This window comes from Pseudohongiella sp. O18, assembly GCF_021729085.1.
Lineage (GTDB): Bacteria > Pseudomonadota > Gammaproteobacteria > Pseudomonadales > Pseudohongiellaceae > Pseudohongiella.
The window spans coordinates 264,085-286,107 of sequence record NZ_JAJSAR010000002.1 but is presented as its reverse complement, the minus strand read 5'-3'; the positions used below and the strand labels follow the sequence as shown (position 1 = coordinate 286,107).

General features: G+C 56.1%; 23 protein-coding genes. 13 read left to right on the top strand and 10 right to left on the bottom strand.

The features are described from left to right. Window positions 1-14: 14 nt before the first annotated feature. The 3 genes from LVD14_RS08490 to LVD14_RS08480 are packed head-to-tail and all read right to left on the bottom strand — an operon-like array spanning window position 15 to window position 2,580. Window positions 15-1,298, bottom strand: coding sequence for a metal-dependent hydrolase family protein (locus LVD14_RS08490; protein WP_237133657.1), 1,284 nt, complete (start codon window positions 1,296-1,298; stop codon window positions 15-17). A 29-nt stretch (window positions 1,299-1,327) separates the two neighbouring features. After that, window positions 1,328-2,134 carry a M15 family metallopeptidase gene (locus LVD14_RS08485; RefSeq protein WP_237133655.1) on the bottom strand — a complete coding sequence of 269 codons (807 nt, stop codon included), beginning with the start codon at window positions 2,132-2,134 and terminating at the stop codon, window positions 1,328-1,330. Next, the gene (locus LVD14_RS08480) at window positions 2,134-2,580 is read right to left on the bottom strand and encodes an acyl-CoA thioesterase (RefSeq protein WP_237134632.1); all 447 of its coding nucleotides are present in this window, start codon (window positions 2,578-2,580) and stop codon (window positions 2,134-2,136) included. The genes LVD14_RS08485 and LVD14_RS08480 overlap by 1 nt, the downstream gene beginning before the upstream one ends. Window positions 2,581-2,679: 99 nt before the next feature. Between LVD14_RS08480 and LVD14_RS08475 the strand changes: the two genes are divergently transcribed. Further along, window positions 2,680-3,567 (top strand): glycosyltransferase family A protein, encoded by an 888-nt coding sequence (locus LVD14_RS08475; RefSeq protein WP_237133654.1) that lies wholly within the window; start codon window positions 2,680-2,682, stop codon window positions 3,565-3,567. 10 nt (window positions 3,568-3,577) lie between these two features. On the opposite strand, the gene LVD14_RS08470 is transcribed toward LVD14_RS08475, so the two are convergent. Then, a complete protein-coding gene (locus LVD14_RS08470; RefSeq protein WP_237133653.1) occupies window positions 3,578-4,861 on the bottom strand; it encodes an amidohydrolase in 1,284 nt (427 codons plus the stop codon). Window positions 4,862-4,999: 138 nt separating this feature from the next. Between LVD14_RS08470 and LVD14_RS08465 the strand changes: the two genes are divergently transcribed. From LVD14_RS08465 to LVD14_RS08450, 4 genes are all read left to right on the top strand, one after another. Further along, a complete protein-coding gene (locus tag LVD14_RS08465) occupies window positions 5,000-5,821 on the top strand; it encodes an HAD family hydrolase (RefSeq protein ID WP_237133652.1) in 822 nt (273 codons plus the stop codon). 70 nt (window positions 5,822-5,891) lie between these two features. Further along, window positions 5,892-6,281, top strand: coding sequence for an MAPEG family protein (locus LVD14_RS08460; RefSeq protein WP_237133651.1), 390 nt, complete (start codon window positions 5,892-5,894; stop codon window positions 6,279-6,281). After that, complete coding sequence (locus LVD14_RS08455) at window positions 6,278-6,904, top strand: DUF938 domain-containing protein (RefSeq protein ID WP_237133650.1); 627 nt, start codon at window positions 6,278-6,280, stop codon at window positions 6,902-6,904. Before LVD14_RS08460 ends, LVD14_RS08455 begins: the two co-directional genes overlap by 4 nt. A 108-nt stretch (window positions 6,905-7,012) precedes the next feature. Continuing rightward, window positions 7,013-7,978: an aldo/keto reductase gene (locus LVD14_RS08450; protein ID WP_237133649.1), complete on the top strand. Its 966-nt coding sequence runs from the start codon at window positions 7,013-7,015 to the stop codon at window positions 7,976-7,978. 122 nt (window positions 7,979-8,100) lie between these two features. On the opposite strand, the gene LVD14_RS08445 is transcribed toward LVD14_RS08450, so the two are convergent. After that, a complete protein-coding gene (locus LVD14_RS08445) occupies window positions 8,101-8,535 on the bottom strand; it encodes a c-type cytochrome (RefSeq protein WP_237133648.1) in 435 nt (144 codons plus the stop codon). Between the two features lie 131 nt (window positions 8,536-8,666). Between LVD14_RS08445 and LVD14_RS08440 the strand changes: the two genes are divergently transcribed. From LVD14_RS08440 to leuB, 3 genes are all read left to right on the top strand, one after another. Further along, window positions 8,667-10,022: a DASH family cryptochrome gene (locus tag LVD14_RS08440; RefSeq protein ID WP_237133647.1), complete on the top strand. Its 1,356-nt coding sequence runs from the start codon at window positions 8,667-8,669 to the stop codon at window positions 10,020-10,022. 95 nt (window positions 10,023-10,117) lie between these two features. Further along, window positions 10,118-10,243: a hypothetical protein gene (locus tag LVD14_RS15450; RefSeq protein WP_272907265.1), complete on the top strand. Its 126-nt coding sequence runs from the start codon at window positions 10,118-10,120 to the stop codon at window positions 10,241-10,243. 120 nt (window positions 10,244-10,363) lie between these two features. Beyond that, the gene (leuB, locus tag LVD14_RS08435; RefSeq protein ID WP_237133646.1) at window positions 10,364-11,479 is read left to right on the top strand and encodes a 3-isopropylmalate dehydrogenase; all 1,116 of its coding nucleotides are present in this window, start codon (window positions 10,364-10,366) and stop codon (window positions 11,477-11,479) included. Window positions 11,480-11,495: 16 nt separating this feature from the next. Here the strand turns inward: leuB and LVD14_RS08430 are convergent, their stop codons facing one another. Both LVD14_RS08430 and LVD14_RS08425 read right to left on the bottom strand, forming a co-directional pair. Continuing rightward, a complete protein-coding gene (locus tag LVD14_RS08430; protein ID WP_237133645.1) occupies window positions 11,496-12,059 on the bottom strand; it encodes an RDD family protein in 564 nt (187 codons plus the stop codon). Window positions 12,060-12,063: 4 nt separating this feature from the next. Beyond that, entirely contained in the window at window positions 12,064-12,567 is a 504-nt protein-coding gene (locus LVD14_RS08425; protein WP_237133644.1) for a hypothetical protein, read from the bottom strand. A gap of 86 nt (window positions 12,568-12,653) precedes the next feature. On the opposite strand from LVD14_RS08425, the gene LVD14_RS08420 reads away from it, so the two are divergent. After that, a complete protein-coding gene (locus LVD14_RS08420) occupies window positions 12,654-14,201 on the top strand; it encodes an alpha-isopropylmalate synthase regulatory domain-containing protein (protein ID WP_237133643.1) in 1,548 nt (515 codons plus the stop codon). Window positions 14,202-14,234: 33 nt separating this feature from the next. Here the strand turns inward: LVD14_RS08420 and lptG are convergent, their stop codons facing one another. From lptG to LVD14_RS08405, 3 genes are read right to left on the bottom strand one after another with little or no spacing between them, the layout of a single operon-like run. Beyond that, window positions 14,235-15,308 carry an LPS export ABC transporter permease LptG gene (lptG, locus tag LVD14_RS08415; protein WP_237133642.1) on the bottom strand — a complete coding sequence of 358 codons (1,074 nt, stop codon included), beginning with the start codon at window positions 15,306-15,308 and terminating at the stop codon, window positions 14,235-14,237. After that, entirely contained in the window at window positions 15,305-16,435 is a 1,131-nt protein-coding gene (gene lptF / locus LVD14_RS08410; RefSeq protein ID WP_237133641.1) for an LPS export ABC transporter permease LptF, read from the bottom strand. Before lptF ends, lptG begins: the two co-directional genes overlap by 4 nt. A 15-nt stretch (window positions 16,436-16,450) precedes the next feature. Further along, complete coding sequence (locus LVD14_RS08405) at window positions 16,451-16,885, bottom strand: acyl-CoA thioesterase (RefSeq protein ID WP_237133640.1); 435 nt, start codon at window positions 16,883-16,885, stop codon at window positions 16,451-16,453. A 145-nt stretch (window positions 16,886-17,030) separates the two neighbouring features. On the opposite strand from LVD14_RS08405, the gene LVD14_RS08400 reads away from it, so the two are divergent. The 4 genes from LVD14_RS08400 (at window position 17,031) to LVD14_RS08385 (ending at window position 21,980) form a co-directional block, all read left to right on the top strand. Beyond that, complete coding sequence (locus LVD14_RS08400; RefSeq protein WP_237133639.1) at window positions 17,031-18,521, top strand: leucyl aminopeptidase; 1,491 nt, start codon at window positions 17,031-17,033, stop codon at window positions 18,519-18,521. Window positions 18,522-18,616: 95 nt separating this feature from the next. After that, a complete protein-coding gene (locus LVD14_RS08395) occupies window positions 18,617-19,513 on the top strand; it encodes a DMT family transporter (RefSeq protein WP_237133638.1) in 897 nt (298 codons plus the stop codon). 92 nt (window positions 19,514-19,605) lie between these two features. Next, window positions 19,606-20,691: an SPASM domain-containing protein gene (locus LVD14_RS08390; protein ID WP_237133637.1), complete on the top strand. Its 1,086-nt coding sequence runs from the start codon at window positions 19,606-19,608 to the stop codon at window positions 20,689-20,691. A 14-nt stretch (window positions 20,692-20,705) separates the two neighbouring features. Continuing rightward, window positions 20,706-21,980: an ABC transporter substrate-binding protein gene (locus LVD14_RS08385; RefSeq protein ID WP_237133636.1), complete on the top strand. Its 1,275-nt coding sequence runs from the start codon at window positions 20,706-20,708 to the stop codon at window positions 21,978-21,980. Window positions 21,981-22,023 lie beyond the last annotated feature (43 nt).

Sequence of the window (22,023 nt, the reverse complement as noted above, 5' to 3'; positions counted from 1 at the left end):
CGGCGCACGCAAGGTCAGTCGTAGACCTGACCCTGTTTCATGACCCAGTCGACCTGCTGCAGCACAGTCACGTCGCTGAGCGGGTCGCCATCGACCGCAATCAGGTCGGCGCTCATACCGGGTTTAAGCGTACCTATCTCATTCTCCAGACCCAGCACGCCAGCTGCGACTGAGGTTGCACTCAACAGTGCTTCGCGGGCAGGCATGCCCGCCTCGACCATGTACTGAAACTCGATGGCATTGGTTGCATGCGGGAACACACTGGCATCGGTACCGAAGGCAATATTGACTCCATACTCATAAGCACGCGCAAAGGTGCCCTGAATCAGCGGGCCTATTTCACGTGCTTTTGGCACCACCAGCGGATGGTAGTACCCCTCAATCTCCGCCTGTTCGGCTACATATTTACCCGCCGAAATCGTCGGAATATACCAGGTGCCATGCTCAACCATGGCCGCCATGACCTCCTCGTCCATATAGGTGCCGTGCTCGATGGTATGCACGCCAGCCCGAATGGCGCGCAGCATGCCCTCTTTGCCATGCGCGTGCGCCGCGACATGCATACCGTAATCGCGGGCAGTGGCAACCACCGCTTCCAGTTCGTCTTCCATGAACTGCGGATTCTGACCTGAGGCCGCCACGCTCAATACACCGCCTGTCGCGGTAATCTTGATGTGATCGGCGCCATTTTTATATTGCTGGCGAACCGCTTCACGGGCATCTTCAGCACTGTTGATCACACCTTCTCCCGGTCCGGGATGACCCATCAGGTCATCGCGCCAGCCATTGGTCGGATCAGCGTGACCACCGGTAGTAGCCAGGCTTTTACCGACGGTGATGATGCGTGGACCCTCGGTTTTGCCCTGATTGATGGCATCGCGCAAAGCGATATTGACACCGCTGCCACCCAGCTCACGAATTGTTGTAAAGCCCGCGCGTAAAGTCTTGCGTGCATTCACCGCTGCGTCGAAGGCAATATCTGCCGGGTTTTTGGTGAATCGATTAAGTCCCTGAGTCGGGCTGGTTTCACTTTCGATATGCACATGCAGGTCAATGAGTCCGGGCAGCACCGTGCGCTCAGACAGATCAATCAGAGTGTCATTGGCGCCCGGCTGCAGGTACCCGTTTTCGATGGCGTTGATGCGTCCGTCCTGCACGATAAGTGTGACCTGCTGGCGAGCATCTGCACCACTGCCATCCCACAGGCTGCCGGCATGGATGTAGGTCGATTGGGCCAGCGCCGATTGTGCGCTCAGGGTCGTGATGACAATGCCAAGGGCAGAAATAAGTTTATTCATATCTTTGCGTCCGATTCTGTGGTTATTGATTATTGTTCTGTGCCAGTATGCTGCGGCAACGCGAAGTCGAAATATTGCTCCGGGAAGGGCTCGTCCCGCAAGGTGAAATGCCACCATTCCTGATCGTAATTATCGAATCCTGCGGTGTTCATGATATTGACCAGCATGCGACGGCGCGCCAGCACCGCATCACCTACCGCGGGATTGAATGTATGCGACAGGGCATCGAAACAGTCATAGGCTGTGCCCATATCCAGACTGTTATCCGGCACCCGCTCGGCAACCGGTGCCCGGCAATCGTAGTCGCGGGCCAGTGCATCGACCTCTGGCTGTTCACTGTCCAGCGGCACCAGCGTCAGATCAACCGTGCTGCCGCGGCTATGACCACTGCGCTCGGCAATGTAGCCCTGCGAAAATAATTCCGCCTTTGGCACATCCGGGTAATAGCTGGCCTTCATGCGTTGATCAAACACCAGTTGAGCCCATTCAACAAAGTCATCCACGGCATGCTGGGGCCGATAGCAATCGTAAACTTTGAGCCCAAAACCCAGCGCGGCAAGGTGTGGCTGAATCGCGGCCAGGGCATTGGCAGCTTCAGTACTCAATACGCATTCGTTGGCGCCGTACCCGGCAACCGGACGCCCAAGAAAATTGTTGTTGCCTCGATACCGGATATCCTGCTGAATATCCGGTGCCAGCTCTGATAACAGACTGAATCCATCCGGCAATTGCTGGGCAGATTGTGCATGTGCCAGCGTTGAGCCCAGACAGGCAATGCCAACCGCCAGAGCGGCACGGCGGCTTAATTTAGTGATACTGCTGTTTCCAGATGCCATCAAGGCTCTCCTTTGATATTGACCATCGCCTGGCCGTAGCCACTGACGAATTCCTGCGGCATGCGCCTGGCCTTGCCAGTGCTGAGCTCAATACACACGAATGCACTGCGTGCACGCAGCAGCGTGTCACCCCTGTCAGCTTTCTGAATCTGAAAGTGCCGGCTCAGCTTCAGCCGCCCGTCCGATTCTACAATCCAGGTGGCCACCACGAGTTCGTCGCCTTCGTATGCCGCCGCCAGATAATCGATTTCGTGACGCAACACGACCATGGCGCGATCCAGATCGCGATATTCTGCCAATGACAGACCCAGTGACTCGGAGTGACGCCAGGCACAGGCTTCCAGCCAGCGCACATAGGCTGCGTTATTGACATGCCCGAGCTCATCAATATCGGCACGGGTAACCGTCAATTCGTGCATAAAAGGCGCGGGATGGTCCCACTTCAGCATGCAACACTCCTGTATTTACTCATGCAGGACTGCAATTAGGCGCCATTCACCGTAAAATGGCCGCAGCCTAAAATCACTGCCAATCACTGGACCTGCATGGACATTTTTGTATTTTCCTACAATCGCGGCGACTTCCTTAAAAACTGTGTCGATTCGCTGTTGCGACACGCACCAGACAGCCGCATCTGTATTGTCGATGATCGCAGCACCTGTCCGGACACACAAGCTTATCTGTCGGCTTTACCGCCCGGTGTTGAGCTCATGCTGGGTCAGGTCAAGGACGGCGCACGACATGGTGGCCTCTACAATAATATGCAATTGGCCCTGGACAACAGCCGCAGCGAGCTGGTGTTTTTTATTCAGGATGATATGCAGGTGGTCCGTGATATCGATCAACAGGATCAGGACTACATCGAGGCGTTTTTTGCGCAGTACCCGGATGCTGCGTTTCTGCACCCCATGTTTTTGCGTGGCCGGCGCCATCGACGCGACCGACGCATCACACAGCTGGCAGACAATTTTCCTGTGTATTTCCGTCATCAGCCCGAGAAGAAGACACAGCGCGACCTGAGCTATGTGGACGGCGTCATCGCCCATGCGGGAAGGTTGAAAGCCAAAGACTGGCAGTTTGTAGAAGGCGAGGCGGCCAATGCTGATCAGGCGGCTCCGCTGTTTGGCAAAATGGGCATCTGGCCACACCCGGTCGCAATGTTCCTGCCAGAGGTTCCCGTTTACCGGGGCAAACACAAAACCCGAGCCGTACAACTGGCAGAGCGATGGGCGGGCACCGAGCCCAAAGCATTTTTGCCCATGACAGCTGAGCAGGTGGCCAGCATGCGCAGCCGTGACCTGCAGATACTGCCAGTAGCAGAAGATTTTCTGCAGTGCTCAGTGCCGGTCAAGCGACCTTTTCATTACAGTGTGGTCAACGTCTATCCGGCACTGCGCATCTGGCACAAACTAACACAGTGGCTACGGCGCTAGTGCGTTGCTCCTAATTTCCGTTCAGAAAATCCAGTGCCAGCGCCGTCATGGCACTCACGCCCACCGGCAAAGCCCGCTCATCGGCATAAAAGAACGGTGAGTGATTTGGATAAACCATGGCAGGGTCATCGGCGGCAATACCCAGGAAAAAGAACATACCTGGCACCTCATTGGCATAGTAGGAGAAATCCTCCGCACCAGTAATCAGTGATGCCTCGGTAAATCGTTCACCCGCTACACGCTGCAGTGTCGACGACATGCGCCGAGTCAGGGCCGGATCGTTGTTGGTAACCGGATAACCCAGCGAAATATCGACCTCAGCACTTGCTCCAGCACTTTCTGCAATCTGTTTTGCCGTTCGCTCAACACGCTGATGGATCTGACGGCGTGTCTCGGCATCAAAGGTACGCAGTGTGCCGATCATTTCTACTGAATCCGGGATGATGTTGCTGCGCAGACCGCCATTAATGGCCCCCACGGTCACAATCGATGGCGTCAGCGTGGCATCCAGCTGGCGACTGGGAATCGTCTGCAGGCCCAGTACGATCTGAGAGGCAATCACAATCGGGTCGATGCCCGCCCATGGGGCTGCGCCGTGGGTCTGCTGCCCCTGCACCCGAATCCGGAAGGAGTCGCTGGATGCCATGGTGCCACCTTCACGAACCGCAATCTGTCCTGCCGGAATCGGCCAGACATGCAGGCCGAACACGGCATCAGGGCGCAGCTCGTCGAAAAGACCTTCTTTCAGCATCAGTTCGGCACCACCCTCCTCGCCTTCGGGAGCGCCTTCCTCGGCTGGCTGAAAGATGAACATGACGGTACCGGGCAGCTCATCTCGCATACCCGCAAGCACAGAGGCTGTACCCATCAGGATGGCCATGTGATTATCATGACCACAGGCATGCATCACACCGACATCCTGACCGTTGTATTCGGTGCGCACCTGTGAGGCAAACGGCAGATCCACCTGCTCTTCCACAGGCAACGCATCCATGTCCGCGCGCAGCGCAACCACGGGCCCGGGTCGACCACCGTGCAGAATACCAACGACACCCGTGTGTGCCACGCCAGTGGTGACCTCCATCCCCAGTGATTCCAGATGAGATGCGATCACACCAGCGGTCCTGAACTCACGATTGCCAAGTTCAGGATGCTGATGAAAGTCGCGGCGCCAGTCGACTACCTGCGGCATGACGGCATCAACACGCCCCTGCACATTGGCCGGCAGCGCCGGTGTCTGGGCACTAACAACGGCACTTGCGAATAGGAATAGCACTGCACTGAGCTGTTTCATTGTTCTGGCTCCTGAGTTGTCATTGTTGATCTGCCGGTACTGCCAGAAAGCGTAGCCCTGCGCGGCAGATAAATCCAGCGAGCTTTGTTACAATCATTGTTTTGCGAGTCCTTGGTGGGCCGCAACCCGGTATTTGCTATGGAACTGTTCGTTTTTGATCTCGATGGTACGCTGCTGGATAATTCTTCCAGAATCTCTGTGTTCACGCGCGACACTCTGCGCGAGCTGGAACGCAACGGTATTGCCTATACGGTAGCGACCGGTCGCAACCTGCATGCGGCCAAAGACATCATCGCCGATCATGGCTTCGGACTGCCCCATGTCTATACCAACGGTGTACTGGTATGGGATCCACGCCTGGAAAGCATTTCACTCGGCAACTTTCTGACCATTGTTGAGGCCAGGCACATCCTGGCGGCCGCCGACCAGGCAGATCTGACGCCGTTTGTTCATACCATCAACAAGCAGCACCAGCACGCCATTTTCCACCCGCCAGTGCGACACTCGGTTGAGGAAAGGCTGCTGGGAGTGTTCGCTGCCCGCTCGGAGACGCCGGTCAAACCACTGCAGGCCATGCCGAACGACGTACAGATCACCAACATTAACATGATCGGTCAAAATGAATCTGTCGACTTTGTAAACGACAACATCTCCAATGAACCGCTGCTGGTTGCCTATTCCGGACCGGCCATGGAAGACCAGTCTCTCAAGTGGATTGACATTCACCACAGCGAGGCCAGCAAAGGGGCAGCAATTGCGGCACTGCGTGAGCAACTGGGCGCCTCCCGGGTTATATGCTTTGGCGACAGCGACAATGACCTGAGCATGTTTGCCATTGCTGATGAGAGTTACGCCACGAGCAATGCCAAAGATCCGGTCAAAGCCGCTGCCACGGCTGTCATCGGGCATCACCATGAAGACGGTGTCGCCAGATTTCTGCGCGAGCGCTTCGGACTTTAACCGCGCTTGTGAATGCCAGTGCCAGACCGTATGATCAGGCCACCATCACACACCAACAGGGGAAGCCATCATGGCATGGGTAATGTTGATCGTTGCTGTCGCACTGCTGCAATACATCGTCTTCGGCGTACAGGTTGGACGAGCTCGGGGAAAATACAATGTGCCCGCACCAGCAGTTCAGGGCGACCCGACCTTTGAGCGTTACTATCGGGTGCAGATGAACACACTGGAAAGCCTGGTGATCTTCCTGCCGGCTATCTACATGTTTGCCAACAGTATCAGTGCATTTTATGCCGCCATACTCGGTCTGATTTTTGTCATCGGACGCCAGCTTTACGCCATCGCCTACGTGAAAGACCCCAAGACTCGTGGCCTTGGATTCGCTCTTACCATGCTGCCCAATCTGTTTCTTGTCATCGGGGCCATTGTGGCTGCCGTTATGGCGCTGCTTCCGGCATGAGACAGAGTGCACCATCGGCGCTGCGTAACCGCGAACCAATCTGTCAGGTTCTGAAGTCGTTTGTAAAATCTGGTGACATGGCTCTTGAGATCGCAGCGGGTACTGGCGAACATGCCATTTTCTTCAGCCATGAACTGCCAGTTGCGCGATGGTGGCCCAGCGATATCAACCCCGATGCACTGTCGAGCATTGCCGCGTGGCGCGAACACGAGGGCATCGACGCGCTGCAGCCTCCACTTCTGCTGGATATCAGTGGCGAGCCTGCCCAGACCAGAGCGCAACTGGCAGTGGCCGGACTGGACCCTGTCGCGCTGGACCTCATCACCTGCATCAACATGATTCACATCAGTCCCTGGTCAGCGACACAGGGTTTGATGCGCCATGCAGAGGCCTTGCTGAATGCTGGTGGCATTCTGTATCTGTATGGCCCCTATCAGCGTGGAGGCCGCCATACTGCAGACAGCAACGCCGCGTTTGATGCCGACCTGCAAAGCAGAAATCCGCAGTGGGGCGTGCGGCACCTTGAAGATGTGGTGCAGCTGGCAGGCCAGCATCAACTTGAACTGGCGGACACGGTTGAAATGCCTGCCAACAATCTGAGTGTCATCTTCCGGCGGAGTTGACTGGTATCCGGCGGGCAAACCGGTTTTTGTTGATGCGGTATAAGCCCTCTGGGTAAACTGCCTCGCGCGGGTCTCTGAATAACCATTCAAACAAACCGGAGTAGTCTGATGAGCAATAACCGTGTTCTTTCGCGTCGCAAGTTCCTGGGTACCAGTCTTGGCGCAGGAGCGGCGCTGACTTTATCGCCATCCTTTCTGGCGCTGGCGCAGAATGCGTCACCCATAATGCGACCAATTCCATCTTCCGGACAGATGCTGCCTGCCATCGGACTGGGCAGCTCCGCCACATTTGCACAGGTGGCACGCAGCGAAGACATCAGCGCTGTTCGGGACGTACTGCAGCGCATGCACTCTTTGGGTGGGCGTGTGTTTGATACCGCTCCCGGTTATGGCGCATCGGAGGAAGTGGCAGGCCAGATTGCCCAGGAACTGGGTATCAATGACTCACTGTTCTGGGCAACCAAAGTCAATGTCGCCGGCCGGGATGGCGGCAGCGCAGATCCCGAGGCTGCCCGCGAACAGATTGAAACCTCCTTCGAACGCATAGCCAAACCTGTTATTGACCTGATCCAGGTTCACAATATGGGTGACCCGGACACGCAGCTCGGCATTCTGCGCGAGTACAAAGAGGCTGGTCGCATTCGTTACATGGGTATTACTACTACCTTCCCCGGACAATACGATCACCTGATTGAGGTCATGCGCAGCCAGCCACTGGATTTTATCGGTATCGATTACGCCGTCGACAACCGCGACGTTGAGGAAACGATTCTGCCACTGGCCCAGGAACGCGGTATAGGCGTGCTGGTATACGCGCCGTTTGGCCGCACTCGTCTCTGGTCGCGTGTTGGCGACCGGCCAGTCCCTGAGTACGCCAGTGAATTCGATGCGTCAACCTGGGGACAGTTCTTCCTGAAATTTGTGCTCAGCCACCCTGCGGTCACCGCCGCCACGCCATCGACCAGTCGACCCAGCAATATGGAAGACAATATCGGCGCGATGCTTGGACGACTGCCCGATGAAGCCATGCGACGCCGCATGGTTGCGACCGTCGACGAGCTGCCGATGGTATAGCGAGAAGCTGCTTAACGAAGGGACCTGCGGCCAGGGAGAGATCGGCACAGGTATGAGGGTTTTCGCTTAGCCGTCTGCAGAATTGCCCTGCAGACGGCTATCGCGCCCGGCATTTATCAGACTTACAGTGTCCCGATGTAAGCTGCCAGATTCTGCATTTCGTCGTCGGTCAGTGCTGCCGCCGTCGCGTACATCATTGCACTTTGTGGACCACGCTCTTCCCGGTTTTTGTAGGCTGTCAGCGCCTCTACGATGAAGTCCGGGCTGCGACCAGCCAGAGTCGGGCCAATGCCACCGCCGCCATTGGCGCCGTGACAGGCGGCACAGCTGGCGTAGGTAGCCGCACCAAGCTCTGCTGGACTGGCTGAGGCAGCCGCCTCAGCGGCAGCACGCTGCTGATCGAGAATGTTACCGTTGTCTGCTACATACTGTTCATAACAGTCGCCAATGCAGGCATGAACGCGTGATTGATTAGGCAGATCCAGATTCATCCAGGCGATTCCAATGACCGCTACGGTGCCCAATACAGTTAAAACCGGGATGTACACTTGCTTCATAATTACTCCTGAAATTCATAAGCACCGGTGATACCCTACATCTGCACGGAACAGACCCAAATTCACCGGTTTGATCTGCATCTTGCCGCGCGGCGCAATTTTACCCCAATTTACTCGATGGGCGCGATCACATGGCGACAACTTTGTACTGGATAACGAATGATTTGCGGCTTAGTGACAACCCGGCCCTGCTGCGGGCCTCACAAAGCGACGCATTAATTTGTGTTTATTGTGTTGATCAGCGATGGTTTCTGCCACATCGCTATCATATCAGCTCAATGGGCCTGCATCGCTGGCGCTACCTGAACGAGTCGCTTGCCGAACTGGGCCGTTCCCTGCGCGACCGCGGTCAATATCTTGATATCAAGTACGGCTACACAGAACAACAGCTAAGCCAGTTGATTGACCGACACCCCGTCAACCGCCTGGTCTGCAGTCGTCAGAATGGCAGTGATGAGCGCCGGATTCTGAGCTATCTGCAGTCTCGTTTCCCCAATCTGCAAATAGTGCAGGTAGATAACAATACGCTGTATGAGCTCGAACAGATTGACACCGAACTGAGCACACTGAAGCAGGGATTTGCGGCATTTCGCCAGCGGGTTCAGAATCTTCCGCCACAACTTCCCATTCAGACGCCTGATTCTCTGCCCCGACCGCCACTGCGTGTTGTAGAAAGCAGCCCGTTACCCGCCTGGCTGCCAACACTGCCGCCGTTGGCAGCCAATGGCGGTCAGCGCCCCGGCGCCGACAATAGCGCGGATCTCGCTTTCCCGCCGGGTGAGTCGGCTGCCTCCAGTCATGCCAGGCGTTACTTCGAATCAGAGTTACCGATGACCTATAAGGAGACACGCAACGCGCTGTCTGGCAGGGACAACTCCAGCAGGTTATCAGCGGCACTCTCGCAGGGATGTCTGTCAGTGCGCCGTGCTGCACACATGTTGCAACGACACGAGGAACAAAACGGTGTCACCGCATCCAGTCAGCATCTGCTGCAGGAGCTGCTTTGGCGCGAATACTTTCACTGGCTGGCGCTGGCGCAGCATGACAGCCTGTACCGCCTGAAAGGCCTGCGCAAGCAGGCACCGCATGCCTGCCTGCATCCTGAGCGATACCAGAAGTGGTGTCATGGCAATACGCCCTGGCCGCTGGTAAACGCCTGCATGAGGGAATTGAAGGCGACCGGCTACCTGTCCAATCGGGGACGTCAGATTGCAGCCAGTTGCTTTGTCAACGAACTGGGCATGGACTGGCGCTATGGCGCGGCCTGGTTTGAGCACCAGCTGGTTGATTATGATGTCGCGTCAAACTGGGGCAACTGGCAATATATCGCTGGCGTGGGAGTGGATCCTCGCGGTGGTCGACACTTCAATATTGAAAAGCAGGCGGCCCAGTTCGACCCTCACGGAGACTATGTGCGGCACTGGGCACCTGAGCAGCCAAATACCCAGCTGGACTCGGTTGATGCAGCCGATTGGCCCGTTTCGTAGGAGATTTACCCTAAATCCCCCCCATTCGGTGCTAGTAAGCATTGACAATGTTGTGTAATCTACGCTCCATGTATGACAAGGATGCAGGATCTGACATGGCACAAAATAACGAAGGCAAACCTAAAAAGTTTTTTGGTTTTCAGGTCAGCGATACAGTCTCGTATATCGTGGTGGTAATTCTGGCACTCATTTTTATCCGCCAGGTTATGCAGCTATTCTGATTGGCAGGGCCGGTCAGCAAACTTCCGATCCCCCTCCTGCCGTGTTAAATTAACGCCCTTTTTGAAATTCCCGTGCGGACGCAGGCCCGCCCGGGCCCTAATCTATATACAGGAATTCATATGTCTCAACATTACAAGGTCGCCTTGCTCGACGGTGACGGAATCGGCCCGGAAATCATGCGCGAAGCGGTCAAGGTGCTGGAACTCGTTGCCGAGCGCAATGACGTCACCTTTGACCTGATCCATACGCCCTTTGGCGCCAGCGCCTATTTTGAGTGCGGCCACCCGTTTCCGGAACAGACCCAGAAGGTATGTGATGAGGCAGATGCCATTCTGAAAGGTCCGATTGGTCTGAACCACCAGGAATCACAGAAGATCCCGGTCGATATGCAGCCTGAACGTGGTGCTCTGCTGCCGCTGCGCCGTCGTTACAATACCTACGCAAACTTCCGCCCGGTATTCCTGCCACAGGGTCTTGCGCATTTCTCGCCGCTGAAAAAAGAAATCATAGGTGACGGCATTGATATCATGATCATCCGTGAGCTGGTCGGTGGCCTTTACTTCGGCGAGAAGGAAACGGGCACAACGGCCGATGGCATTCGTTATGTCAAAGAGATTCTGGAGTATGACGAAGTGCAGATTCGTCAGATTGCCAAAGTCGCCTTCGAAACGGCACAGAGCCGCAAAAAAGTACTGCACAACATCCACAAGAGCAATGTATTGAAGTCGAGCGTGCTGTGGAACACGGTCATTGAAGAAGTTGGCAAGGACTACCCGGACGTAAAGATCGAACACATTCTGGTTGATGCCGCCGCGACCTACCTCTGCCTGAACCCAGGTCGATTTGACGTGATGGTGATGGAAAATATGTTCGGCGACATTCTCAGCGACCAGGGTGGCGGCATTCTGGGCTCTCTGGGACTGATGCCCTCAGCATGTATCGGTGACGAAAAGGCCTATTATGAGCCCTCTCATGGTTCGGCTCCGGATATCGCGGGCAAGAATATCGCCAATCCTTACTCGATGATCGGGTCTGTGGCAATGATGCTGGAGATGAGCTTTGGAATGCGCGAGGAATCACGCAACGTGTGGCACGCCATGCAAAGCGTATTTGCCGACGGCTACTCGACTCCGGATCTGTCCAAACCCGGCAGCGACGTCAAAATGATTGATACCCAGGCATTTGGCGACCGCGTCGTCGAGGCACTGCGAAAGCTGCCTGTACCGTCAGCCTGACAGGCGGCCCGGACCGTCAGAACGGTCTGGCATGTTTGGGCAGCAGGATCACCTTGCTGCCCGACAGCTTGTCATGCACTGCGTCCCGATCCCGGTCGACGTACATCCAAAAATACCCAAGCCCGGCCAGCCAGAAAGCTGGCCACGCGGCAACAAAACGTGTCACCGCCTGCCGCGCAGTCAAGGGCTGATTATCCAGACTCAGCACCCGAATTCGCCAGGCAATCATGCCCAGCGTCTGACCACTGCGGCACCAGAACCACACGTAGAACGCCAGTGAAGTACTCACCATCATGACAAACTGCAGAGCAGACAGCACCGGGTGCGTAACCACCTCGCCGTCCACCAGTTGACTGGTGTTGTCCGCAAAAAAGCCGAAGATAAACAGCAGTACGTAGCCAAAACAGAACCAGATAGCCGCCACCAGAAACATATCGTACAGCAGCGCTGCCAGACGCCGCAGCAGCCCTGCACGCGGCAGCTCGGCGATTTCTGCTGCATCCAGCAGACGGCGATCGATTTTGGTTTTGCCTGATTTGACTGAGGCGCCGGAGTCTGGCGCCTGACGGGAATCACTCATGGGTTCAGAATACTTCCGGCGGGGTTGTATCGACTGCAGCTTCGTCCGCGTCATCTTCGCTGCCAGGAACACGTCGATTCGGAGCCACTGACTGCAGCAGACCACGCAACTGCTCCAGCTCCTCAGAGCTAGGTTGCTGCCTCGGCTCATCCAGCGACTCACCGTCGAGCTCACTGGCAAAAAACACCTGATCAAAGGTGGTACGCACATCCTTCATACACATGATCGTAAACGAGGGCTCATCACGTTCTGTGCGATACTCATTCAGACGTCCGTACAACACTTCCTGACAATCCTCGTGACGGGCTGCCCGGCGTGCTGCAAGAACCAGCTGATTCTGTAAATGCGAATAACTGGCAGGCAGCCACAGACGGGCTATTTCCTTCTCGTCAAGCAGCTCAGTGCTGCCACCGGAAATACTCTGCGCCTGGACCACACCGGGGGTCAGACCCAGAGCGGGCAGCAGGAACAGGGAGAAAATTGACAGCTTCAGTTTGTTTGTCATCATGCCCTCATTATCGGTCATTTCGCCACAAACTTAAACTCTGATAGAATCGCCGCTCTCGTCCAGACCAGTACCGGGACCCGTAACACATGACAGACACGGCCAACGACACACGCCGCCACATTCGCCTGCTGGACACCACGCTACGCGATGGTGAACAGACCCAGAGTGTTTCCTTCACGCCCAAGGAAAAGCTGCAGATTGCCAAGTCACTGCTGCAGGCGCTGCGTGTTGACCGTATTGAAGTTGCTTCAGCGCGAGTCTCTGCGGGCGAACAACAGGCAGTCGCCGATATTAATGCCTGGGCGGCGCAGGAAGGCCTGCTGGAGAAAGTCGAGGTGCTTGGCTTTGTGGATTACACACTGAGCGTCAACTGGGTTCGCGATGCCGGCGGCAAGGTCATCAACCTGCTGGCAAAAGGCAGCGAAAAACACTGCCGCGAGCAGCTGGGCAGAACGCTGGAACAGCATGTCGACGACATCAGACGGACCGTGGCCTACGCGCATGAAAACGGCCTGCAGGTAAACATGTATCTGGAAGACTGGTCCAATGGTTACCGAGACAGCCGTGAGTATGTTTATAGCCTGGTGGCCGGTGTCAGCGATATTGGGATTCGCAACTTCATGCTGCCTGACACACTGGGCGTCATGACTCCGGACGAAGTGTTCGAAGCGCTCTCCGACATGGTGGATCGCTTTCCCGATCAACGCTTTGACTTCCATCCCCACAATGACTACGGGCTGGCCACTGCCAACGTGATGGCCGCAGTGAAAGCCGGTGTCGACACCATTCATTGCACCATCAACTGCCTCGGCGAACGCGCCGGTAATGCATCACTGGCGGAAGTCGCCGTCGTATTAAAAGACAAAATGAATGTCCGACTGTCCATCGATGAAACCCGCATCGCCATGCTGAGTCGCATGGTCGAAAATTTTTCAGGCAAATGGGTCGCCGCCAATGCGCCCATCGTTGGTGCCGATGTCTTTACTCAAACCGCAGGCATTCACGCCGATGGTGACCAGAAAGGCGGGCTCTATATCACTGCCCTGCGTCCGGAACGTTTTGCCCGCAAGCGCACCTACGCACTGGGCAAAATGAGTGGCAAGGCCTCTCTGGCCAATAACCTGGAAGAGCTGGGCCTGGAACTGTCCGACGAAGATCAGCGCAAGGTGTTGCAGGAAATCGTCAAGCTTGGGGACTCCAAGGCTTTGATCACGGCTGACGATCTGCCGTTCATCATTGCCGATGTGCTCGAACGGCGCGAGTACCGTTACATCGAATTGCTGAACTGCTACATCAGCAGTGGACTGGATGTCGACAGTACCGCCAGCATACGCGTGACCATTCAGGGCAAGAACTACAACGCTTCAGGATCGGGGAATGGCGGCTTTGCAGCCTTCATTGATGCCATCAGCAAAATCCTCAAGAAGCGCGACTTTGTCATGCCGGCACTGGTCGATTATGAAGTCCACATTCCACGTGGCGGCAATACCAATGCGTTGACTGAATGTATCATTACCTGGCGGGTTGAGGAGCGGGAGATAAAAACCCGTGGCGTGGATGCCAACCAGGTGCTGGCGGCGGTCAAGGCCACGCTGCGCATGATCAACATCCGTATGCATGCACTGATCCCCTGATCAGGCAGCGATGCTGAGCTGGATGGCGATCAGTCAGACTCGGCGCAACAGCACGACACCAATCGACACACACAGCAGTACCGGTAGCAGTGCTGCCAGGAACGGGCTGATGCCATACAATAATGTGACAGGCTCAATGGTGCGCTGGACAATGGTAAACACCAGCGATATCGCTATGGCGACAAACACACGGTGCCCCATGGTAGCTTCACGCAGCGGTCCAAATACAAATGATACCGCCAGCAGCACCAGGCTCAGAGTCGCCAGGGGCTGCATCAGTTTTTTCCAGAACGCCAGGTAATAGCTGCTGCTGTCCAGACCCTCGCTGTCAAAATAGCGTGCAAACTGGAACAGACCGCTGATCGACTGTCGGTCTGGCCGGACCAGCAATACGCTTAACAGTTCCGGCGACATATCAACGTCCCATCGATACTCCGGCTGGCGACTGCCCTGCAACTGAGTGTCGCCGAATACAGTCTGCTGCACATCGTAAAGACGCCAGTAGGACTGACCATCGGTGTCGACATATTCACCACGCTGCGCAAAGCGGCTGCTTGCTACCCGGCGCTCGACGTTCAGGGCGAAAATGGTGATACCAAACAGCTCGCGCCCGCCCGGTGCAATGGCATTGATATGAATAAACTGATCACCAATCTTGCGCCATTCCCCCTCATCACTGCTGATCGCCTGCCCACCGCTCATGGTCATGGCACGATCACTTTGCGCCTGTTGCTGCAGAGTCGGCGCCACCCATTCACCCAGAACCAGACCAAACAGCATGACACCCAGAACGGGAATCATTACCCACCCTATCAGTGTGTGCGTCTTGACACCGGCTGCCTGCATGATCAGCAGTTCCTGACTGGAGGCCAGCACACCCAGCCCGATAATCGCGCCACCCAGAGCAATGTAGGGAAGCAGCTCGTAAACGCTGGTAGGCAGGGTTTTCATCACGTAAGCAAAGGCATTCGCAGCTGTGTAAAACTGATTGGTACTGCCCAGCTCGTCAGCCAGCGTGAAGATCAGGTCAATCGTGGTAATCAGGCCCAGCACAATCAGCATTGCGCCAAGCACCGTTCGCGTCACGTATCGGGACAGCATGCTCATGAGGGCTGACCCTCTGGCCCGGACGCGAGGCGGGAAGCCTGGCTGACCCTGGGCCGACCGCGCAGCATCAGCCACAGACCGCCGGCAAGAAACATCAGATGTACCCACCAGAGTCCGACCAGCACCGGCAGCTCACCCTCTTCAATGGCGTCACGAGACACCTGCAGCAGCATGAAATAGACACCATACAGCAGTGCCGCGGGCACCAGCCTGGCAAAACGCCCCTGACGCGGTTCGACCTTGCTAAGAGGCACCGCAATCAAGGACAGAATGGGCAGCAGCAGGACCACTGAAATGCGCCACTGCAGTTCCGCCTGATAGGCAGGGTCTGCCGAACCAAGCAGCGCCAGTGTCGGCAGGGCTTTTTCTTCCAGTACCGGCGCAATGCCGACCTGTTCTGGCAGCAGTATGCCCTGCTGCACAAAGTCTGTGATGGTGTAGTCTGCCTGACCTGGTGTGCCGTCATAAAACACACCGTTTTCCAGCAGCATGAAGCGACGCCCGCTGGGCTCATCGAGCACGGGTCGGGCGGTTTCTGCAATCATCACTCGCAGACCGGACTCGCCTTCCGGCGGCGTTGGGTCCCTGACCACCACAAAGGTATTGTTGAGCTGGCGGCCCTGGCCGGTTTCGGAAATGGTTTCTGCGTAGGTCACCCGCTGTCCGCGGTTGAACTCCTGAAACTGTCCGGCAACGATCAGGTCTATTTCCGTCAGTTCCTGCTGAGACTGACGCAATCGTTCGGTCTGTTGCAGACCTGCCGGGGCTGCGTAAAGACTCAGCAGACCCATCAGCGTAGCCAGTATCAAGGCAATCAGGGTGGTCACGCCAAGCAGCCGGCGGCGACTGTAACCACAGGCATGCAGGACAACCAGTTCATTCTCAGCATACATACGACCATAAGTCAGCAGGACGGCCAAAAACCACGCGAAGGGTACGATGATGGTGAGAAACTCGGGCAGCCGGAACGACATCAACAGCAGCAGAATATCGGTTGTCATCTGCCCGGCAACAGCATCGCCCAGATACTGCAGAAATCTTGAGGTGAAGGACACTACCAACAGGATCAGTGTTACGGCCGCAGTGACCTGCAGCAGTTGACGGGCAAGATAGCGGAACAGGATCACTGGGCAGCGTCCCGTTTAAATTTCACTCTCGCCCACCAGAGTTTTGAAGGCAGGCGGCACAGGGGCGATCTTGTGCTTGTCAAAATCAAAAAAAACAACGCCCTGCTTGGCATTGCAGACAACCCGATCCAGCGCGGAGTTGGTGATCTGAAAGCAGATATCACAGCCGTACTTGTTGAAACGCCCGACTCCCACTTCTATGACCAGCACATCCTTGGCAAACGATTCAGAACGATAATCAATGGCCATATCGGTCACGACCATACCCAGCCCGAAAATATTGGACTCGGTCAGTCCCAGGCTGGCCAGCAGCTGCAGACGCGCTTCATGCAGTATGTGAACCATGGCAACACTATTGAGGTGGCGGGCGTAGTCAAGGTCGCTGAAGCGCACCGGATATTCCATGCTGAACAGGAATTCTTCCGGCATATTGATTTTGACACGTGCCATAACCGCTCCATGTTGCCTGCTGAGAAAATGAGGCGCCAATTTTAATCGTCTGGGGCACTAAAGTACACTTATTGCCATGCCGCGCGTAATTCTCTAGCATGTCAGGCAGTTACCCTTTTGATAACGCACTTTTCAGGAAACTTCTATGAAATTTCAGCTGCTCGCCGACAAGAATCTGGGCAAAAAACACGACTGCCTGGTACTGGGTGTATGCCAAAAAACCGGCCTGCTGGCCGAGGATATCCCACTGGACGACAAGCTGGCCGCACTGATCAAATCACTGCATAAAGCCGGCGACATTAAAGGCAATGCTGGCGAGACTTTGCTGGTGCCGGTTGCAGACAGTTCATTGACGGATCGACTGCTGCTGGTAGGTGTTGGGGAGAGCGCACCGGCCGAAGCCAAAATCTGGCGCAAGGCGGTCCGTGCCGCCGCCCAGGCCCTGAACAAGACCCCCGCAAAATCGGCCCTGGTGGCGCTGGCACAGGTTCCGGTAAAAGAGCGCGATGGCGAATGGACTGTCACACAGTTGACCATGGAACTCGGCAATGCCCAGTACCGTTACGACCAGACCAAAAGCAAAAAAGCGCCACCACTGAGCCTGAAATCGGTTGGCATTGCAGCACCCACGGGCAGCACCAAAAAGTCGCTGGATCAGGCATTGCAGGCAGGTCAGGCAATCAGTGCCGGCATGAGCGTGACAAGAGAGCTGGGCAATCTGCCTGGAAATATCTGCACACCGTCATACCTGGCGCAGCGCGCCACAGAAATGGGCCTGAAGTACAAATCTCTGAAGGTCAAAGCCCTGACCGAAAAGCAGATGGAACGACTCGGTATGGGTTCATTGCTGTCAGTGGGTCACGGCTCTGATCAGGAGTCCCGCCTGATTGTCATCGAACATAAAGGCACCACAAAAGCCAACAGCCGACCTTACTGTCTGGTTGGCAAAGGCATCACCTTCGACACTGGCGGCATCAGCCTGAAGCCAGGACTGGGCATGGACGAAATGAAGTTCGACATGTGCGGTGCGGCCTCAGTAATAGGTACAATGACAGCCGTGGCAGAACTCAACCTGCCGATTAATGTTGTGGCAGTGATTGCCGCTGCTGAAAACATGCCCAGTGGCCGGGCAACCAAACCCGGCGATATCGTTACCAGCATGTCCGGCAAGACCATCGAGATTCTCAATACCGATGCAGAAGGCCGACTGGTATTGTGTGATGCACTGACCTATGCAGAGCGCTTCAAACCCAAAACTGTCATCGATGTTGCAACACTGACGGGCGCGGCCGTGGCCACCTTTGGCGACGTCAACACCGCCATGCTAAGCAACCATGACCCATTGGCTGATGAGCTGTTCAAGATTGGTCAGACCACGCTGGATACCGTCTGGCGCCTGCCCATGAGCGATGAATACCAGGCTCTGCTGGACTCAAATTTTGCTGACATTGCCAACATTGGTGGTCCCAAAGCCGGCACCATCACAGCGGCCTGCTTCCTGTCGCGGTTCACTGAAAAATTCCAGTGGGCACACCTGGATATCGCTGGCACGGCCTGGTTTGGCGGCGCGTTAAAAGGCGCAACCGGACGTCCGGTTCCGCTGCTGGTTGAATACCTGCGTCAACAGAAAGCCTGACAAAGCGCACAAGAGTCGGCCCTTTCTGAACCAGACGCACTCCAGGGTGGCAGTGCGTCTGGCGACCTTAATCATTGTTTTCGGGGATACGGAGCATGTCAGGGCATACCCTGCACAGCGCCATGATTTTGCTGATCGTCGGCAACGCACTCGCTGTGCTTTCGGATGTGGTCGTGAAGCTGATGGGCAGCGACGCACCCATCTTCCAGTTTATTGTCATCCGAACACTGATCACGCTGCTACTGCTGCTTCCCTTTTATCGGCAGTTCAATCACAGGGCGCCATTCGCAGGATTCAAGGTGCATCTTGTGCGCTCGCTGACGGCCCTGCTGGGCGTATTTTGTATGGTCGTGGCGCTGACAACGCTACCACTGGCAACTGCCAATGCGGTTTTTTACGTAGCTCCCCTGATGGTCATGGTGCTGGCTGTGGTGCTGTTCGGCGAAAAACTCACACCGCTGAGTATGTTTGCCGTCGTCAGTGGCTTTGTTGGCACGTTGGTGATTCTGCGGCCAATCGAATTTAACTGGGGTGCACTTGCAGCGCTGGGGAGCGCACTGTCATTAGCCGTCAATGCGGTTCTGGTGCGGTCGCTGCCGAAAGATCAGTCCACCGTCCACAAATTGTTTGTCAGCCATCTTTTGATGATGCCCCTGGCCCTGTTACTGTTCGCCTGGGAATGGTTTTTCTCGGCACCCGGCTGGCGCCTGGATATTGTCAGCTATGCACTGAGTTCCGGCACTCTGATGCTGATCTATAGCCTGACGGTGCTGCTGGCCTACCGGACAGTGGATGCCAACCAGGTGACCAGTGCCGAATACACCGGTCTGATCTGGGCAATAGTGATTGGCTGGATCTGGTTTGCCGAGGCGCCTGATATCTGGTTTGTCATTGGCAGCTTGATGATTGTTGTGCCACTGGTATTGCTGGGCATTGTGCAAAACAATCGCAGCACAGCACCGGCGGCCTATCGACCACCATCCAGCAGCTGACAGGCAGCGTACTTTCCTGAAACAACACAAGACACAGGCAGTTTCGCACTGGCAAACGACCAGCATAAGCAAACAACAAGCAGGAGCAATCGATGGAATCCATCTACTACGTACTTTGCTGGCATTGTCATCGACGCTGCAAACACTGCTATGAAGAGCGCTTCCGCCCCTATGTGCGCGAAGAACTGGACGAGGTGGTGAACGAGGCAATGCGGTGCGCACCGGCCATTATCAAAAATTTTCCTGAGACCATGCAGTACCTCGACCGCGATACACCGGACGACAGCACGCCCAGCGGATTCAAGCTGCGCACCGGCAGAATCATCATTTCGGGTGGCGACGTGCTGACCGACCCAGTCAGGGAGCGCGTGTTATATCCAGCCCTTGAAGCCATCCGCGACAAGTACCGCAACAACGGTGGCGTCAAGGTCATCGTGCAGACCACCGGCGATCTGCTGACTGAAAAGATACTCGACGAACTATTGAGTCGGGGCGTTTGGTCGGTATCAGCGGCAGGCATCGACGATTACCATGTCGGCATGCAGGGTGACAAAAAACTCGAGCTGGCAGCGAAGCTTCGCGAGATGTTCGAATCTGCCGGCATGATCAGCGTCGCAGATCATGACAAGCGTCGCGACCTGGACGGCCAGGGCCCGCCGGTATACAGCATGTTTGGCGCAACCGATGATGCCTGGATTGGCAAGATCTGGCCTCGCGGGCGTGCCTGGCAGAACAGTCTGTCCAAAGCCACCATCAAGGACAACTTCTGTAACGCCTGGTCGGGTGGGCTGGGTTTTCTGGAATATGGCTACAATGGATCAGAAGTCTCGATCGACCCCGATGGCAATGTGTTCCCCTGCTGTCTGAAAACCGCTCGGGCGCTGGGCAACCTGACGGAAGAACCACTGACAGACATTCTCGACAGCCTGGCCGGACATCCGGTATTTGAGGCCATCAACGCCGGCAAACCTGAACGTATGGGCCTTACCCAGGGCCAGTCGGTCAGTGAGTATCTTGCCAACTGCTATACACACACACCCGATGGGCGCGATTACAGCAATCTGTGTATTGGCTGCGACGCATTTTTTCGCGACCACCTGGAAACTGTGCTGCACGATCTTCGCAGACAGCGTCTCGGGCGTCGCCTGCAGATGATACCTACCCATCAGACATCCTGAGAGTTTAATAGCCGATGAAGTCCTATCCGACAACGACTGCATTGACTGATGTGCTCTCAAAACCGCTCCGAGGCCTGGCAAGATGCAAGTCCCGGACGCTGCTCGGCTGCCTGTTTTTTGCGGCTTTCGCTCACGGCCAACAGCCCGACCCGTCAGACTGGACGGCGGTACTGGAACAGGCGCGTAACCAGCCCCTGTATTTTTATGCATGGGGTGGAGATCAGCAGACCAACACCTACCTGAACTGGGTTGCCAGCGAACTGGCTGAACGCCATGACATTGATATGACGCATGTGCGATTGAGCGATACAGCCGATGCCGTCGCTCGGGTGCTGGCGGAAACACAGGCAGGCAATTCAGGTCGAGGTGCCGTGGACCTGCTGTGGCTGAACGGTGAGAATTTTGCCAGCATGAAGGACAATGACCTGCTGTTTGGCCCCTGGGCTGAACAACTGCCCAACTTCGCACTGGTCAATGCCGATGCCAATCCAGATGTCAGATCTGACTTTACCGTACCAGTGGACGGTTATGAGTCGCCCTGGCTGCGGGCGCATCTGGTGTTCTATTACGACAGCGCCTTTGTGGCTTCGGCGCCTGCCAGTGTGAGCGAGCTGCTCGCCTGGGCAGAGCGCTACCCAGGCGAATTCACCTACCCCCGGCCGCCCAACTTTCTGGGCACTACGTTTTTAAAGCAGGCATTGCTGGAGCTGGTGTCAGACACATCGGTGTTGTATACACCAGTTGGTGACAGCGATTTCAATGCAGTCACTGCCCCGCTTTGGCACTTCCTGGACGCCCTGCATCCCAATCTGCTGCGCCAGGGTCGCAGTTTCCCTGCCAACGGGGCGGAGCTTCACCGCCTGATGGTCGACGGTGAAATTGCGCTGGCGATTTCTTTTAATCCGACTGAAGCAGTCAACAGCGTGGTGCGCGGTGAATTGCCGGACAGCGTCCGTACGCACCTGCCCCAACGTGGCACACTGGCGAATGTCAGTTTCCTCGCGATCCCATTCAATGCCAGCCACAAGGCTGCCGCGATGGTGGCAGCCAACTTTCTGCTGTCACCCGAGGCCCAGTTGCGCGCGCAGGATCCCGATCACATGGGTGGCACAGCCGTTATCGATGTAACTGTTCTGTCGCAGCAATGGCAGGATCAATTCGCGGCGACACGCCAGTCACACCCTGCAGCCCCTGCAGCGATGACGGGCACGACCGCACTACAGGAACCGCACCCCAGCTGGATGGACGCGCTAGAGGCAGCCTGGATGGCGCGTTATGTCAGCCGCTGAAGACTCTTTGGTGTCAATGAAACAGTCAAACCACAACAGGGCC

Coding starts and splice junctions, on each gene's coding strand:
- LVD14_RS08490 (WP_237133657.1), bottom strand. CDS start 1,298: ATGAATAAACTTATTTCTGCCCTTGGCATTGTCATCACGACCCTGAGC.
- LVD14_RS08485 (WP_237133655.1), bottom strand. CDS start 2,134: ATGGCATCTGGAAACAGCAGTATCACTAAATTAAGCCGCCGTGCCGCT.
- LVD14_RS08475 (WP_237133654.1), top strand. CDS start 2,680: ATGGACATTTTTGTATTTTCCTACAATCGCGGCGACTTCCTTAAAAAC.
- LVD14_RS08470 (WP_237133653.1), bottom strand. CDS start 4,861: ATGAAACAGCTCAGTGCAGTGCTATTCCTATTCGCAAGTGCCGTTGTT.
- LVD14_RS08465 (WP_237133652.1), top strand. CDS start 5,000: ATGGAACTGTTCGTTTTTGATCTCGATGGTACGCTGCTGGATAATTCT.
- LVD14_RS08460 (WP_237133651.1), top strand. CDS start 5,892: ATGGCATGGGTAATGTTGATCGTTGCTGTCGCACTGCTGCAATACATC.
- LVD14_RS08455 (WP_237133650.1), top strand. CDS start 6,278: ATGAGACAGAGTGCACCATCGGCGCTGCGTAACCGCGAACCAATCTGT.
- LVD14_RS08450 (WP_237133649.1), top strand. CDS start 7,013: ATGAGCAATAACCGTGTTCTTTCGCGTCGCAAGTTCCTGGGTACCAGT.
- LVD14_RS08445 (WP_237133648.1), bottom strand. CDS start 8,535: ATGAAGCAAGTGTACATCCCGGTTTTAACTGTATTGGGCACCGTAGCG.
- LVD14_RS08440 (WP_237133647.1), top strand. CDS start 8,667: ATGGCGACAACTTTGTACTGGATAACGAATGATTTGCGGCTTAGTGAC.
- LVD14_RS15450 (WP_272907265.1), top strand. CDS start 10,118: ATGGCACAAAATAACGAAGGCAAACCTAAAAAGTTTTTTGGTTTTCAG.
- leuB (WP_237133646.1), top strand. CDS start 10,364: ATGTCTCAACATTACAAGGTCGCCTTGCTCGACGGTGACGGAATCGGC.
- LVD14_RS08430 (WP_237133645.1), bottom strand. CDS start 12,059: ATGAGTGATTCCCGTCAGGCGCCAGACTCCGGCGCCTCAGTCAAATCA.
- LVD14_RS08425 (WP_237133644.1), bottom strand. CDS start 12,567: ATGATGACAAACAAACTGAAGCTGTCAATTTTCTCCCTGTTCCTGCTG.
- LVD14_RS08420 (WP_237133643.1), top strand. CDS start 12,654: ATGACAGACACGGCCAACGACACACGCCGCCACATTCGCCTGCTGGAC.
- lptG (WP_237133642.1), bottom strand. CDS start 15,308: ATGAGCATGCTGTCCCGATACGTGACGCGAACGGTGCTTGGCGCAATG.
- LVD14_RS08405 (WP_237133640.1), bottom strand. CDS start 16,885: ATGGCACGTGTCAAAATCAATATGCCGGAAGAATTCCTGTTCAGCATG.
- LVD14_RS08400 (WP_237133639.1), top strand. CDS start 17,031: ATGAAATTTCAGCTGCTCGCCGACAAGAATCTGGGCAAAAAACACGAC.
- LVD14_RS08395 (WP_237133638.1), top strand. CDS start 18,617: ATGTCAGGGCATACCCTGCACAGCGCCATGATTTTGCTGATCGTCGGC.
- LVD14_RS08390 (WP_237133637.1), top strand. CDS start 19,606: ATGGAATCCATCTACTACGTACTTTGCTGGCATTGTCATCGACGCTGC.
- LVD14_RS08385 (WP_237133636.1), top strand. CDS start 20,706: ATGAAGTCCTATCCGACAACGACTGCATTGACTGATGTGCTCTCAAAA.